This is a genomic window from Aquabacterium sp., assembly GCF_041909175.1.
Lineage (GTDB): Bacteria > Pseudomonadota > Gammaproteobacteria > Burkholderiales > Burkholderiaceae_C > Aquabacterium.
Genome location: NZ_JAYRDZ010000002.1, coordinates 532,151 through 547,171 on the forward strand (window position 1 = coordinate 532,151; position 15,021 = coordinate 547,171).

Sequence of the window (15,021 nt, forward strand, 5' to 3'; positions counted from 1 at the left end):
AGAGCCGAAGCGACATGACCTTTGATCAGTTTCTCCGCATTGTCAAAGCCAGGTGGGTTCTGGCTCTCTCGATATTCATGGGCATCGTCGTGGTCACGTTGGTGGCCACGCTGATCTGGCCAAAAACTTATACGGCGACGGCCAGTGTGATGGTCGAAACCCGCCCCGATCCCGTCTCCATCACCAACAGCCTGGCAACGGCCACAACCAGCAGCTTTGTGGCGACCCAGGTTGACCTCTTGTCCAGCCAACGCGTCAGTCTGTCAGTGGTTCGCCAGTTGGGCCTCAACAAGATGGACAGCATGCGTGCCCGTTGGGAAAAGGAAGCCAAAGGCAAAGGCGACATGGATGCCTGGATCGCCGGCATCATCAAACGCAGCATGGACATCAAGCCATCGCGTGAATCCAACGTCATTGAAATTCAGTACGAAGGAAGTGAGCCACGATTTGCTGCAGCCATGGCCAATGCCTACGCCAAAGCTTTCATTGATGCCAACACACAACTGCGTGTAGACCCCGCTCGCCAGTACGCAGACTTCTTCGAACAGCGAGCCAAACTGGCCCGCGACAAGCTTGAAAAGGCACAGCTTGCCTTGGCAGAGGCTCAGAAAAGCAAGAACATCATCGCTACAGAGGAGCGCCTCGATGTTGAGAATCAGCGTCTTGCCGACCTGTCTCAACAGGTTATCGCCCTGAAAGCCCTGCGTGTGGAGTCCAGCAGCCGCAGCAACAAAGCCAGCGCGAGGCCAGATCAATCCACCGAAGTGCTGAACAACATGGTTGTGGCCACACTGAAAAGCCAGCTGGCTCAGCAAGAAGCCAACCTCAGCCAACTGCAAGAACGCTTAGGTGATCGCCACCCTCAAGTGATTGAACTGCAGGCCAACATCAGTGCCCTGCGCAACCGCATCGCCACCGAAACCAGCCGTATCACCCACAGCGTTGGTGAAACAGCAGGCGTCAACGCAACCCGCGAGCAAGCGGCAACGGCCGCTTACGAAGATCAACGCAACCGCATGCTGGCACTCAAGCAACAACGCTCCGAGCTGGCCGTTCTCGAACGCGAAGTTGACAGCGCTCAGCGGGTTTATGACGCCATCCAGATGCGCCTGAGCCAAAGCAGCCTCGAAAGCAATAACAGCCAACCCGGCGTGATGCTGGTCAGTGCAGCCACCGAACCGGCCTTGCCCTCATCGCCGCGTACCATGCTGAACATGGTCCTTGCCATCGTGCTCGGCGCCCTGCTATCGCTCATCGCTGTGCTCGGGATTGAGCTCTTCGATCGCCGTGTTCGCAGCCCATTCGATTTGCTGGACACCCTCGAATTGCCTGTTCTGGGGGTGATTCCCAACCCGAACAAACCTCGCAATCGACTGATCGGATTTGGGCGCGCCTTGCCGAAGACGTCCTTCCCTGTCATTGCAAACTCACTCAAACGCTCCGACTCTGTCTGAGCAAGGCGTGCAAAAGATGTCTCAGCCAGCATTCCAACCCACCCACGCCCCGTTCAGCAACGTCGATGCCCCCAACGGGTTCCAGGACACCGAGTACATGCCCAGGGACCGGTCTATCGGCGAAATCATCAGCCAGGCCAACAACCTGAGCCCGGAGCAGATCGAGCAGATCCTCGAGTACCAGCGGTCACACGGCGTCCGCTTCGGTGAAGCCGCCGTTGCACTGGGAATGGCCAACACCGATGACGTGCTGTGGGCCCTGTCACAGCAATTTCACTATGCCTATGCAGGTGAAGGCCGCTCCAAGCTGCACGCCGAACTGGTGGTGGCCACCAAGCCCTTCTCCGAGCAGGCTGAGGCGTTCCGTACCATCCGCAGCCACCTGATCATGAAGGTCTTCAGCAATGAAGGCCCTCGCCCAGCCATCGCTGTGGTCAGCCCCGACAGCGGTGACGGGAAATCCTACTTTGCCGCCAACATCGCGGCGGCCTTCGCACAACTGTCGGGCCGCACTTTGCTGATCGATGCAGACATGCGCTGTCCTCGTCAGCACGACATCTTCGGGCTTGAAAACTCTGGGACCGGGCTGTCCACCATCCTCTCAGGGCGCGCAGCAACCAATGTCATTCAACCTGTGCGCGAGTTGAGCAGCCTGTTTGTCCTGCCTGCTGGCACCGTGCCGCCCAACCCGCTTGAACTGTTGGAGCGCCCGGCATTCGACATGCTCATTCGTGAGTTGCGCACCAAATTTGATCGCATCATCGTTGACACGCCAGCAGCATCGCTCGGTGCCGATGGTGCTGTAGCTGCGGCAAAGTGCGGTGCGGCACTCGTGCTGACCAGGCAAAACACCACTCGAGTGGAGTCTGCTCAAGCACTCATCCGTACCGTCAAAATGGGGCACACCCAGTTGATCGGGACGATCCTCAACGAGTTCTGATCGAGGCCTGCCTCAGCACGTCCCAAACCTGCTGAGCGCACATCGCCCAGCTATATCGGCTCAGCACCTCGGGGCCCTTGCTAGCCAGGGCCTTCACCTCAACGGCATCAGCCAACAAGGCCACCATCCGGTCAGCCACCGCCGCAGCATCAAGGGGGTCCACCAATGCTGCTGCGCCACCTGTCACCTCTCGCAGGGAGGGGATGTCAGCGCACAACACCGGCGTACCGTGGGCCATGGCCTCCAACGGCGGAAAGCCAAACCCCTCTATCAGCGACAGGAACAACATCAGGCTCGCATCGCGGTAATAGGCATGCAGCGTTGCATCGTCCAGCCCGCTCACGGCGATAACCCCATCTTGAAGCGGATCCTTCAAACCACACACGACCAGAGGCAAAGGCTTGGACACTTGCTGCCTGTACCTGGCGTAGGCGTCAAGCAAACCACGGGCGTTTTTGTGAGGCAGGCCTGAGGTAACCGCGAAAATATAGGGTTCGGCCATCAGGGCTGCTGCCCCCGGCTTGGTCAATGGTATGCCGTTGTAAATCACATGCATGTCCGCCATGGGCCGTCCTGTCCGTCCATGCACGTCACCGGCTGTTGCCTGAGAAATCACCACCAGCTCATCAGCCCACCGCGCACAGCGCAATAAACCGCCATTCACCACCCAGCGCTCCAGTCTCCCAAACGTGTCAGGGTGATGGTCTGCATACCAAAGGGGAATCAGATCGTGCAACACCGCCACGGTGGTGAGGCCAGCAGAGCGCCCCCACCAGCCCGGCAAAAAACCTTTGGGCGTGAAATAGACCTTCACACCATGTCGGCGAGCAAATGCCTGCACGCCCCAGCGTATCCACCTCTGCCGCGCCATGGTCCCAGGGGTTCGCCCAGCCAGCACCACATGCTGCTCAACCTGTGCCACGCCAGGCGCCACAAAATCAGCGGCACTGCCGGCATTGCAGGTCACCAACATCCGTACGTCGGGCGGCAACAAAGGCACCAACTCCTTGAACAGATTCAAAGCATAGTTGTAAATGCCACGGCTCTTGCCCATATCGGGGGCCAGTTCAGCCACATCAAAAATGAACTGCATCAAAGTGCCTGGCCCTCCGCGTGAAGCACCGCGTCACGAATCCCTTCAGCGGCGTGCTGATATGTGAAGCGCGACACCTCCTGCAGACAGGCTTGAACCATGCGATCGAACAGCGCGGCGTCAGTCAGCAAGCGACAGGCAGCATCAGCCCATTGGTCCATATCAAGCGGCAAGACAAAGCCATTGACCTGATCCCGAATCAGGTCGTTGGCTGCCCCAGCTACCGGCGAAACCAGCACCGGCACCCCGGCAGCACAAGCCTCGTTGGCCACCACCCCCCAGGGGTCAAAGGTCGTCGGGAACAGCATCACCCGGGCAGAGGCATACAGCGCAGGCAAATCGGCTTGCTTTGCAAAGCCTGCAAAAACTGCATCCACGTCTTGCACCATGGTGGCTGCATGCGCCTCCATCTGTGAACGCAACTCGCCAGACCCCAGCAACAAGATCCGCACCCGGCGCCCCAAACGGCGGGCTACTGCCTGGCATACGTCCAGCGCAAACATCGGGTTTTTCACCGCCACAAATCGGGCACTGAAAACGAAGTCAAAAGACCGTTCAGCCAACGGCACCGGTGTAAACCGTCCGTTATCAGCACACAGGTGCGACTGGAACATCCGACTGCGGTCAATGCCATAGCTCTGATACAGATCGAAAGACCCCTGGCTCGCCCCGATGAAAGCAGCACTGCCTCGGTACACCATGCGCCGCACCAACCGGTGAATCGGTCCCAACACCTCTTCCGAAATGGCCGTGCCATCGGTCATGGCGATATGGCGAGCACCATGCAGTCGGGCATACAGATAAGCCACCAGAAACGTCGGGTTGAAGCCCGTCGTGATGACGACATCCGGTCGAAAGCGTTTCAGCGCAGACCAGGCGTCCGGATTCACATGAATGAAACGCCCCTTCCATGTCAGAAACTTTTCCTTCAGGAAAACCTGCCTGACACCGGTCTGCTGCAGATCCCACTCCCGGTCTGGCTCACGCCCACTGCAAAAGAACACGCACAACTCCACCCCACCCAAGGCCACCAGTCGCTCGTACACCGGCAACCTGTAAGGCGCGGGGATATTGGTCACCATCGCCACACGCACCGTGGCTGCTGCCTGCATGCCGGACGTCATGGTTTTGCTTTCCCAAAGTCCAACACGGCATCACCCACGCGGTTGGCCACCACGGCATCAATCTTCATCCGGCCGGACTGATCCAACTTCGTCATGTGGATGAAACTGCCACCGGGCCTGCAGCGGGGGTCATTGTCCGGGTGGTCGTAAGAATACAAACCCAGCATCTGCACTCCGAAAGACCGGAACCCTGCCACCGTCTGGTAAAGCGCCTCCGCGGCCTCTTCCGAGCTCATTCGACCGAATACATCCGGGTGCGCCGCAGTGGACTGCACCACACAACTGTCCAGTCCAAATTCGGTCACGGCCAAGGGCTTGTCGACACCATATTTGCGCCCCATGTCGACCATCAGTGCCAGGGCATCTTGCAGACGCTGCCTCGCATACGGTTGCCCCTTCACATCATCTGCCAAACGGTTGTAGATGTGAGCGCCAACCAGATCGCAGAACTGGTAAATCGGCTCACCATCCGACGTGCGTGCGGCATAGACCGCATCCAGATGCCGCGGGTCATCTGCCTGCGGGCAGATCACTGGGATCGCAGCGTCTACCGACTTGGTCGCCTGATAGACGATCTTGCACAAATCAGCCAACTCGGTCGATGAGCCAGTGAAGAAAGCTGTGCTGTTGGGCTCGTTCCAGCACTCGCTGGCCAACATCCGCGACCCCATGTGCTTCACCGTTTCACGCACCATCCGTTCGTAGGCGCCCCAATACTCGCGGGCCGGGGGGGCCGCACCACCCGGCACTCCCATGGCAGCGGGTTCGCCGGGACGCATGCTCGCCCACTGCGGTGAGCCAGAGAAGGTCATGACAACCTTCTTCTCCCCCTTGGGCGCATGAAACGCCGCCCACTTCATCAGCCCGCTCCAATCGTAGCGATCGGGGGCCAACCACCATTGCATGCGGTGGGCCTCGTCGCTGGCCAGACTGCGCACAAACTGATAGCGCCCTTGGTATGGCCCAAACAATTGCTCGCTGCTCCCCGGGTATCGATGTATACCCATGCCCACCCACATACCCGCGTCAGGCGCCACCGTCAGCGCGCCCAAGGGCGCAACCAGTTGCAGTGAAGGCACCTCATACTGAGCCTGGTAAACCCCGGCCTCCAGATCCTTCGGCAAACGTACCCGCCACATCTGTTGTACCGGCCCCCAGTGGACCAAGCTCAAGGGGGCAGCTGCGTTGAACGCCACTGCGCGCACCCCATCTTTGATCAACACCAGCCGAGCATCCAGCGGCGCGGCTTGCGGGCTTGCCTGCAACCGCACAGTCAACGGCCAAACCTGTCCTGGCGCCGCGCTAGGGAACGGCCGGTCGAACGGCATCACTTGAACCCCTGTTTGCGCAGGTGCATCGTCCATGCCCCAATTGCTCAAGCGAATACGAACCGTCGCACCTGGCGGGATGTTGTAGACCGCCACACGTGGCAACGCCATCGCGGGCACCTTCAACGATGAAGGGTCAATCTGCCCGCCCACAAACTCCGCGCGCAATGGCTGAGGCGCCGCCAACGATGGCCGGAAAGTACCTTCGGCAGACGCCATATCAGACAAGTAACTGCCGTCTGCATTGAAAAACTGGTAGCCCAGGGCCAACTCCACCGGGTCATCCACACCGTCAGCTGACACGTCTGCATGCAAACGCCACCACTGCCCCACCAGCAACTTGCGCGGTGGGCCAGACAAAAACAAGGTGTAATGTGCCGACCGCCGAGCCTCATTGCGAAGAACCACATCGGTCACGGCCTTGCCGCTGGCATCTTGCGTGGTCTGATACTCAACCTGCAGACGCCCCTCATCAGCAGATGGCTCGCCGCCCGCATACCCCAATCCATGATGCATTCCCTGGGGCGGCTCATGGCCTGTCCCGGCCGAACCAGGCAACATCAATTTGAGCGACTCGTCCCCTTCCGGACCGCCCAGCCACTTCACAGACACCACCGTCACGGCGGCCAGCAACACTGCAGCTGCCAGACAGACTTGCCACGCACGCATCGTCACGCAGACACCTTACCGGCATGCAGCCGTTGCTTCAGATTGAAAGACACCACCACCATCACCATGGCGATGGCCAACAGATTACCCACTGCCACAGCCAGCAAAGTCCAGTGAATCATCACCAGTGTCAGCAGCATCTGCGCCGCATAAGCCAATACCGACACACGTAACCACGGACGCTGCTCACCCAGGCAGAAATAGGCCCGCTCATAGACCACATTCACTGCGGCCAGCAGCGCTGACAAGCCATTTATAGCCAGCATCGGCCACAACAGGGCGGCATCGGCCTTGTACAACATGGCTATCACCTGCCCCAGCACCAGCACAGGCAACACGGCCAGCAAGGTCACACCCACGCAGCGCCTGATCTGGCGCGCCATCTCGTGTTGCAACGCGGCAGGGCCTTGCTCGTGCGCCAAGGTCAATGCACGCATGACCCGACCACTCCAGCTCGTCACCGGCAACAGCATCAAGGCACTCCACTGCAAGCTGATGGCCACCAGCCCCAAGCCTTCATGCCCATGAAAGCGCTCAGCCAGATAAATGCAGGACACCCAGTTCGTCGCGTTGTTGACCACCGTGGCACCCATGTTCGGTGCAGCCTGCCAGAACAGGGCCTTCACCTGCTGACTCAGTGCAGCACGCGGCACCCGGCTTGCGTGGGCAGCTTGCGTACCTCGCCGCAACAAAAAGGCCATGGCCAACGCCGGCAGCACAGCCACCAACATGGCCTGCACCATCACCCCCGCCAGGCCAAAGTAGTGCAGCACGGGGTACACCAGCAGCAATGCCGTCAACGTGATTCCACCCGACACCCATGCCGCTTGCCGCGACAAATCAGCGCCGTGGCACACCCCCATGGCCACCTGCGACAACAGCTGCCCGAGCACAAGACCGGCAGCCACCGGCCACAGCACGCGCACATCCAGCAAGGGTGACGACAACAAGTTGCCACTGGCCAACATCAGCCCGCAGCCTAGCGCTGCAGCCAACAAACTGCCCAGCAGCAAGCTCGCATGCGACACCAGCAATTGCCACATCGATGCATCAGCCCGATGGCGCACCGCCAGCATCGTTGCGTTATTGGCCAATACGGCAGACATCGGTGTGGTCGGGCTCGCCGTGGTGATCAAGACCCCCGAATACACCCCGAGAGAAGCCACACCCAAAGACCGCGACACCAGCAGCGATGCCACAAAGCCCAGAGCCCGAGCCAACAGGTTCGAGCCGAGCAAAGCCACCTCAGGCGAGCGCAGGCGATCCCACCACTTCATACCAGACTGCGCAAACGAATCATCCGCTGGTGGCGCTCATCTTTGAGCTTCAAGGCCATGAAAGCGTAGGTCGCCACACACACCCCCAGCACCACAGTAGACGGCGCAGCCGTGCCCGCAAACGCACGCTCCACCATCGAGTGAACCCAGAACATCAGCATGCAGCGCAGCGCACAACGCGTCCATTCCCGCTGTGTCTCGTCCGCAAACGGGCTCTGCACGGCACTCACGTAGCGCACCAGGCCCAAGGTCGTCATCACCAGCACGATCACCAGCAACGAGGTTCCCAGCAAACCGACGCTGATCATGCTCTCCAGCACAAAGTTATGGGCTGTTGCGGTGGTATTGCCCCAGGCATCCCAGAACACCTTGGGAATTTCAACCCGAACACTGCCCAGGCCATAACCAAACCACGGTTGCTCCTGAATGAGCTTCAAACAGGCCTTCCAGACATCACTGCGGCCCGTGAAACTGGTGATCTCTTGTGCCTGCCCACTGCGAGAGAACAACTCGGTGAACACCGTCACAAAGCCCTTCAGTACAGAGGGCACCAAAATCACCACGGCGCCAACCGCTGCCCCCAGCATCGCCACCAAGGCCGTCAACACAGTGTGGCGTCGGGCAATCACCGCCTCGGCCGCCACACCCGCAGCCAGACCCAACATCGACGAGCGGCTGTTGGTGAGCACCAGGCCAACCAGCAAACACAGCATCATGAAACGGTGCCACCAGCGCCATGCCGAGTCTCTGGCCAGGTGCTGCATCGACAGACCGATGATCAAACCCACCGTCAAGATCGGGCCAATGCTGTTGGCCGACCCTGTCAACCCGCGAAGGCGAAATGCGCCCGGGTCAGCCAGGTCACGCGCCATCATGGGCAGCGCCACCAACAAGATCAGCGAGATGACACACATCACGCACGCTGCGGTATACAGCCCACGCCAGTACGCATAGAAGTCGCGGTCACCCACGGTCGCCGCGCGCGCTGACCCGAACGAAATCGCCAACAAGGCAATACCGGAGCCGATACCAATGGCCTTCGCGCTGGAATACGAAGCAGACATCGCTGCAAACGCTGCATAAGCGAACCACACCATCAATACCGGGTGCCGCCAGGTTCGGCTCAGGCCATTGAACAAACCATAGGCAAACAACAGCACCGCCAGCATGCCTTTGACCACGGTCTGCAAGTCCATGCCGCCATCGCTTACCAGGCCTTGCCGCAGCGTGAAGTCCTGACCAAAGTAGACGATGGCCATGAGTGCCGCCCCGGTCCATGCCGGCGGATTCAACACATAGCCCAACCCGAAAAACATCACCAAATACAGACAGCCCATCAAGATGGGCAACTGGATCAGGAAGAAGCTGCTGGCCATGATCAGCCAGACGGCATCCACAATGAAGGCAATGCCGGCCAGCAAAGTGATGATGCCGGCGAACGAGCGCGCGCGGCGGGCCCGCTCCGCTGCCAGCACCGCAGGCGACAACGCCATGTCACTCATAGTGGTCGTAGGCCTGGAAACCAGCCAGCTTGACCAGGCTGTCGCGCTTGGCCGAGGTGTAGTCGCTGCGCACCATCTCGGCTACCAGCTCTTGCAATGATGTCTTGGGCGTCCAGCCCAGCTTGTCTTTGGCCTTGGTGGGGTCGCCCAGCAGCGTTTCCACTTCGGTGGGGCGGTAGTAGCGTGGGTCAACCCGGACGATCACATCGCCCACCTTGCACTTGGCCAGTATGTCGCCGTTGACCGGCTCCACCTTCACCACCTTGCCAATCTCGGCTTCGGCCTCGCCTTCGAAGGCAATGGTCACGCCCAGCTCCTTGGCGGCAAACTCGACAAACTGGCGCACGCTGTATTGCACGCCGGTGGCAATCACGAAGTCTTCGGCGTGGTCTTGCTGCAGCATCAGCCACTGCATTTCCACATAGTCTTTGGCATGGCCCCAGTCGCGCAGGGCGCTCATATTGCCCAGGTAAAGGCACTCTTGCAGGCCCAGCGCAATGCGGCTGATGGCGCGGGTAATCTTGCGCGTCACAAACGTTTCGCCGCGCACCGGGCTTTCGTGGTTGAACAGCACGCCGTTGCAGGCATACATGCCATAGGCCTCGCGGTAGTTCACCGTGATCCAGTAGGCATACATCTTGGCCACGGCATAGGGGCTGCGTGGGTAGAAGGGCGTGGTTTCCTTCTGCGGGATCTCTTGCACCAGGCCATACAACTCAGAGGTGGAGGCCTGGTAGAACTTGGTCTTCTTTTCCAGCCCCAGGATGCGGATGGCTTCCAGCAGGCGCAGGGCGCCGATGCCGTCGGCGTTGGCCGTGTACTCGGGCTCTTCAAAGCTCACGGCCACGTGGCTTTGGGCGGCCAGGTTGTAGATCTCGTCGGGTTGCACCTTCTGCACGATGCGCACCAGCGAGGTCGAATCCGTCAGGTCGCCGTAGTGCAGGATGAAGTTGCGGTTGTCGACGTGCGGGTCTTGGTAGAGGTGGTCAATGCGGTCGGTGTTGAACAGCGACGAGCGGCGTTTGATGCCGTGCACCTCGTAGCCCTTCTTCAGCAAAAACTCAGCCAGGTAAGAACCATCTTGACCCGTCACGCCGGTAATCAGTGCAACCTTCTTCGACATATCACTCTTCTTTGGAACCAAAAAAACGATCACGGTCTTCAGGCCGCATGGCCTTGGCCAGATCACTGATGAACGCTGCATGCAGCACCCGTGCCGCAGCCTGGTCATCCGCACCTGTTGTTGGTGTCAGGCTAGACACCCGCATCAACATGCCATCCATGATCCAGCCCTGCAAACCATACTTCAACTGCGCCAGTTTGCGAGACAAGCCCGGCACACTGGCGCTTTGCCCCAACGTCACCCAATAGGTAATGGGCTCGTGCCTTGGCCCGGCATTGGCCATCAATTGCACCACCTCCAGCCGGTGGTCCAGCACGGGCAGGAACTCTTTGCCCACCTTGCTCACCACAAAGCCCTGCCCTGTGTAGCAAAACTCCGGCCGGTGTGCCGCCGTGGACGCTGAATTCTGATTGCGCCCATACGCCACCGTCAGCATTACCCTGGCACCGTCAGCCCGCACATAGGTGCGCGCCAAGGTGCGTGAATAAAACTGCTGCAGCTTGCTTTCAACCGTCGGGTCTGGCAGCACCGGCACCAGGTCTGGGTCAAGCCGCCAGGTGCCAAACGACGCCGGCACGGCTTGCGCCAGATCCAGCGCGGGCAACTCATCAGCCAGCATCTTGTGCGGCGTCAGCCATTCGGCCAGGCCCAGACCGCCCACCATCATGGCTGCGGCCACGATCACGGCCGTCATCTGTCCCTTGCTGGTCACACCCCAACCGCCCACTGCTTCAGCGCTCGCCACGCGCACCTCCATGCTCGTCAAATCGGGCGGCCAGCAAACGGTCCACGCCATAAGTCAGCAACAAGGCCACACCAAACAGCACCATGCCGGCAAAACCGTGCATGAAGCCCTGCCCCGCCTCATCACCAAAGTAATAAGTAATCAGCACCAGGATCATCACCCGTGTCACGTTCGAAATGAACGAGATCGGAATGATCAGAACGCCGAGAATCACGTTCCGCACCTTCGAGGTGTAGTTCATGATCCGCATATACAAAAAGCCCAAGGCTTCCAGCGTAAACAGGGAATTCAGGCCAGAGCAGGCGTCGGCCACCAGCAACTGGTATTGCCCAATGGTCAGCGTCACCCCGGTGCGCGCAATGGGGTAGCCCGCCCAATACAGCACCTGTTCAGCCACCACCGACACCGCACTCTTGAGCGGCATGGTCAAGGCTTGCACCAGCACACCTGGCATTGGCACCATGAAGACCAGAAACAGCAGCGGAAACCAGGCCTTGCGCAAGCCGGTCCAGCCGCACGGCAACAAGATGCATGCAGCCAAGGTCAGCAAAAAAGACCCGGCCTCCATCTCAATCACCTGCTGAGACCGGCCAATCACATAGATGGCGGTCGACACCGCCAGCAACGCCAGTGCCGGGCCTGGCGCCGGGCGGTTTGATGGCGAGAACAAACTGGCTCGCATGTCCCACAGCAACCACGCACAGGCCGCCAGGATCAGGGGGCCGTGCCCCTGCTCGTCGGTCGACCAGACCGTTTCAGCCAGGCGCATGAAGGTTGGCACATACATCACGGCCAAGCCCAGCAGCAGCACCATCAAGGCTCGCGCAGGGAATGTCACGGGTGAGGAAAGCTGAGTCGTTGCCATGGCTCTACTGTGACGGATAAAACGTTCAAAGTTCCTCGCCCTTGGGGTCAACCATGCCCCCCGAACAACGGGTCTGACCGCAAATATGCAAACCAGCCACTCGATTCAGGGGGGGCGCATGGCAAGCACTGACAGGGTTGACCCCCAACGGCGCCGGCAAATCGCACCGCATTACACCCCCGCAATTCAATGCCCAAACACACACGCCACCCAGCCAAACCAAATCGACGAGGGTTTCCCCCCTCACACATCATTCAAACAGATGAATGCAGCACCCATTCTGGTCACGTTTTGGTCACAGTTCGTGACATCGGCCCCTGACCGTCAGCGGTTTCCCTCACCACGCGCAACGGCACCGACTCGCAGAATTGCCCCACAACAAACGACCTAGCTATCGCGGTGGCGAAGTCACTTTTACATTCTGACGGGGTTCACATGAGGCACCCAGATCCGAACTTCCTGTATCCTTCCCCATCCCTTATCGAGCAGGAACTGACGCAGGGCCGGCCTCAGTCCCAGCAAGCAACCTCCTTCATGCGTCGCGGCAGCAAAGTACTCGGCTCTCATATCGACGCCACCACTTGGGACGAAGCACTCTCTCGCATCGTCAAATGGGCTGACCAGCATCAGTCCCGCTATGTCACGTTGTGCAACGTGCATTCGGTGGTCACGGCCAACCAAGATGCGCTGTTTCACAGCGTCATTGCCGGGGCCGACCTGGCCTTGCCTGATGGCGCGCCAGTTGCCTGGTCCATGCGGAAAGACGGCTTCCCTGAGCAACAACGCCTCAGCGGGCCCGAACTCATGTGCCGCTACCTGGCCGAGGCAGAAAAAATCGGTCAGTCGGTCTTTTTCTATGGCAGCAGCGAGTCCACACTGGTCCGCCTGCGAGACAAGATCAAAGAAAAATTCCCCGCCCTGAACGTGGCCGGCGCCGTGTCACCGCCGTTCCGCGAGCTCTCGGCTGAAGAAGACCAGGCCTATGTGGACCAGATCAACCAATCTGGCGCGCATGTGGTGTTTGTCAGCCTGGGCTGCCCCAAGCAAGAAGCCTGGATGGCCGCGCACCGTGGCCGCATCCGTGCGGTCATGATCGGTGTGGGCGCCGCGTTCGACTACCACGCGGGCACCATCCAGCGCGCCCCGGTGTGGATGCAAAAGGCCGGGCTCGAGTGGTTCCATCGCCTCTGCAGCGAGCCGCGCCGCCTGTTCAAGCGCTATGCCGTCACCAACTCGGTGTTCGTCTTCCACAGCGTGCGGCACATGTTGCTCGGTACCAGCAAGCCCAAGGCCAAATCACGCCGCCGGTGAATGCGGGTCGCGCCACGCCAGGGCGCCCGCGTCCCGGGGTGAGGCCACCCCCTGCTTGAGCGCTGCATCCAGGTGGCGCATCACCCCATCGAGTGCCAGGTTCTGCTCGGCATAGCTGCGCGCCTTGGCGCCCAGCTCGGCGCGGCGGGCCGGGTCGTCGGCCAACTGCGCGATGGCCTCGGCCATGCCCTCTGCTGAGCCAGGCGGCACCACCACCCCACATTGCGACACCACATGCGCCAATTCGGTGCCTGGTGCGGCGGTCGACACCACCGGTCGGCCCGAAGCCAGCATGCCCGTCAGTTTCGAAGGCATCACCACATCGGCCGCACCCGGGTTTTGAGGCAGCAGGTGCATGTCGGCCATGCCCAGCAGGTCATTGAGGCGCTCAAACGGCTGCAGCGGCAAAAAGCGCACGTTGTCCAAACCCGCGCAAGCAGCCTGCAACTCGGGCTTGACCACGCCGTCGCCGCAAATCACCAGCACCACATGGGGCCGGCTCACACGCAGGCGCCGCGCCACTTCCGGCAACAACTCCAGCCCCTGCTTGCCCGCCAGCGTGCCCGAAAACAAAGCCACCACCGCATCGCTGCGCAGCCCCAACTCGTCACGGTAGGGGCTAGGGCCCTTCAAGGGGCTGATATAGGCCACATCCACCCAGTTGGGCAAAAACACACGGCGCCCCGCCTCCACGCCCTTTTCGGCAGCGGCCTGCATCATCTTGTGCGAAATGGTCGACACCCGGTCAAAGCGCCGCAGCAGCCAGCGCTCCAGCCCCGAGGCCAAGGCACGGGGCACGCGCCCCTTCAACAAACCCAGGCGGTAGGCGGCGTCTACCTCAAAGTCTTGCACGTGCACCCAGGCCAGTGCACCACTCAGGCGGGCCAGCACCAGGGCGCCGGGCACACAGGTCAAAGCCGGCACCACCACCAGCACCACATCGGGCCGCCAGGCCCATTGGCGCAACAGCACAGGCAGCGAGGTGGCCGCAAAGCTCAGCAAATGCAGCACCCGGCGCAGGCCGGTGGGCTGCTTGGGCACCCACAAGGGCGCACGCCACACCTGCACGCCTTCAGGCGTTTCAGTGCGCTCATAACGGTTGGCGTAGCCATCAGACACCCGCCAGGCGGGGTAATAGGGTGGTGCCGTCACCACACGCACGCTGTGGCCCAAGCGGGCCAATGCAGCGGCCTTTTCCCCTGTGTACTTGCCTATGCCTGTTGGTTCTGGCGCGTAATTCAGACCGTAGAGCAATATTTTCATAGTGTTTACCCACCCTCCCGGCATACTAACTTCGAACCGGTTCGGGTGTTCGGGTTGCCCCCTAGTTGCGGGGCAATACAACATAGAACAAGGCGGCAGGCACGTACCCTGCTGTAGATTTCTCCGTCAGCGTACGTCCGCACAACGGGCGTGCACCTATTTCACCAAAGGGAAGCTTTTTCATGACTAAGAAGGTTGCGCTGATCACAGGCGTCACTGGGCAAGATGGTTCTTACCTGGCTGAGTTTTTGCTCAAAAAGGGCTACGAGGTGCACGGCATCAAGCGCCGTTCGTCGCTGTTCAACACCGACCGCATTGACCACCTCT

Annotated in this window: 13 protein-coding genes; 4 read left to right on the forward strand and 9 right to left on the reverse strand. The window is 60.4% G+C overall.

Going from position 1 to position 15,021, the window contains the following annotated elements:
• Window positions 1–14: 14 nt before the first annotated feature.
• The gene (epsF, locus tag ACE3PH_RS04970) at window positions 15–1,454 is read left to right on the forward strand and encodes a chain length determinant protein EpsF (protein WP_374316872.1); all 1,440 of its coding nucleotides are present in this window, start codon (window positions 15–17) and stop codon (window positions 1,452–1,454) included.
• A gap of 16 nt (window positions 1,455–1,470) precedes the next feature.
• Window positions 1,471–2,394 carry a polysaccharide biosynthesis tyrosine autokinase gene (locus ACE3PH_RS04975; RefSeq protein WP_374316873.1) on the forward strand — a complete coding sequence of 308 codons (924 nt, stop codon included), beginning with the start codon at window positions 1,471–1,473 and terminating at the stop codon, window positions 2,392–2,394.
• Here ACE3PH_RS04975 and ACE3PH_RS04980 read toward each other — a convergent pair.
• The 8 genes from ACE3PH_RS04980 to xrtB are packed head-to-tail and all read right to left on the reverse strand — an operon-like array spanning window position 2,381 to window position 12,093.
• Window positions 2,381–3,487, reverse strand: coding sequence for a glycosyltransferase family 4 protein (locus ACE3PH_RS04980; RefSeq protein WP_374316874.1), 1,107 nt, complete (start codon window positions 3,485–3,487; stop codon window positions 2,381–2,383). The genes ACE3PH_RS04975 and ACE3PH_RS04980 overlap by 14 nt on opposite strands.
• Window positions 3,487–4,611 carry a glycosyltransferase family 4 protein gene (locus ACE3PH_RS04985; RefSeq protein ID WP_374316875.1) on the reverse strand — a complete coding sequence of 375 codons (1,125 nt, stop codon included), beginning with the start codon at window positions 4,609–4,611 and terminating at the stop codon, window positions 3,487–3,489. The genes ACE3PH_RS04980 and ACE3PH_RS04985 overlap by 1 nt, the downstream gene beginning before the upstream one ends.
• Window positions 4,608–6,608 carry a hypothetical protein gene (locus tag ACE3PH_RS04990; RefSeq protein ID WP_374316876.1) on the reverse strand — a complete coding sequence of 667 codons (2,001 nt, stop codon included), beginning with the start codon at window positions 6,606–6,608 and terminating at the stop codon, window positions 4,608–4,610. Before ACE3PH_RS04990 ends, ACE3PH_RS04985 begins: the two co-directional genes overlap by 4 nt.
• 2 nt (window positions 6,609–6,610) lie before the next feature.
• On the reverse strand, window positions 6,611–7,885 hold the full coding sequence (locus tag ACE3PH_RS04995) for a hypothetical protein (RefSeq protein WP_374316877.1): 1,275 nt from the start codon (window positions 7,883–7,885) through the stop codon (window positions 6,611–6,613).
• On the reverse strand, window positions 7,882–9,378 hold the full coding sequence (locus ACE3PH_RS05000; RefSeq protein WP_374316878.1) for an O-antigen ligase family protein: 1,497 nt from the start codon (window positions 9,376–9,378) through the stop codon (window positions 7,882–7,884). Before ACE3PH_RS05000 ends, ACE3PH_RS04995 begins: the two co-directional genes overlap by 4 nt.
• 1 nt (window position 9,379) lies before the next feature.
• A complete protein-coding gene (gene gmd, locus ACE3PH_RS05005; protein ID WP_374316879.1) occupies window positions 9,380–10,510 on the reverse strand; it encodes a GDP-mannose 4,6-dehydratase in 1,131 nt (376 codons plus the stop codon).
• A gap of 1 nt (window position 10,511) precedes the next feature.
• Window positions 10,512–11,255: an exosortase-associated protein EpsI, B-type gene (gene epsI, locus ACE3PH_RS05010; protein ID WP_374316880.1), complete on the reverse strand. Its 744-nt coding sequence runs from the start codon at window positions 11,253–11,255 to the stop codon at window positions 10,512–10,514.
• Entirely contained in the window at window positions 11,242–12,093 is an 852-nt protein-coding gene (gene xrtB / locus ACE3PH_RS05015; protein ID WP_374316881.1) for an exosortase B, read from the reverse strand. Before xrtB ends, epsI begins: the two co-directional genes overlap by 14 nt.
• A gap of 561 nt (window positions 12,094–12,654) precedes the next feature.
• Between xrtB and ACE3PH_RS05020 the strand changes: the two genes are divergently transcribed.
• Window positions 12,655–13,431, forward strand: a complete 777-nt coding sequence (locus ACE3PH_RS05020; RefSeq protein ID WP_374316882.1) for a WecB/TagA/CpsF family glycosyltransferase — start codon at window positions 12,655–12,657, stop codon at window positions 13,429–13,431.
• Here ACE3PH_RS05020 and ACE3PH_RS05025 read toward each other — a convergent pair.
• Entirely contained in the window at window positions 13,417–14,694 is a 1,278-nt protein-coding gene (locus tag ACE3PH_RS05025) for a glycosyltransferase WbuB (RefSeq protein WP_374316883.1), read from the reverse strand. The two genes, ACE3PH_RS05020 and ACE3PH_RS05025, sit on opposite strands and share 15 nt — an antisense overlap.
• 182 nt (window positions 14,695–14,876) lie before the next feature.
• Here ACE3PH_RS05025 and ACE3PH_RS05030 point away from each other — a divergent pair.
• On the forward strand, window positions 14,877–15,021 hold a 145-nt coding region (locus tag ACE3PH_RS05030), incomplete at its 3' end, for a GDP-mannose 4,6-dehydratase (protein ID WP_374316903.1).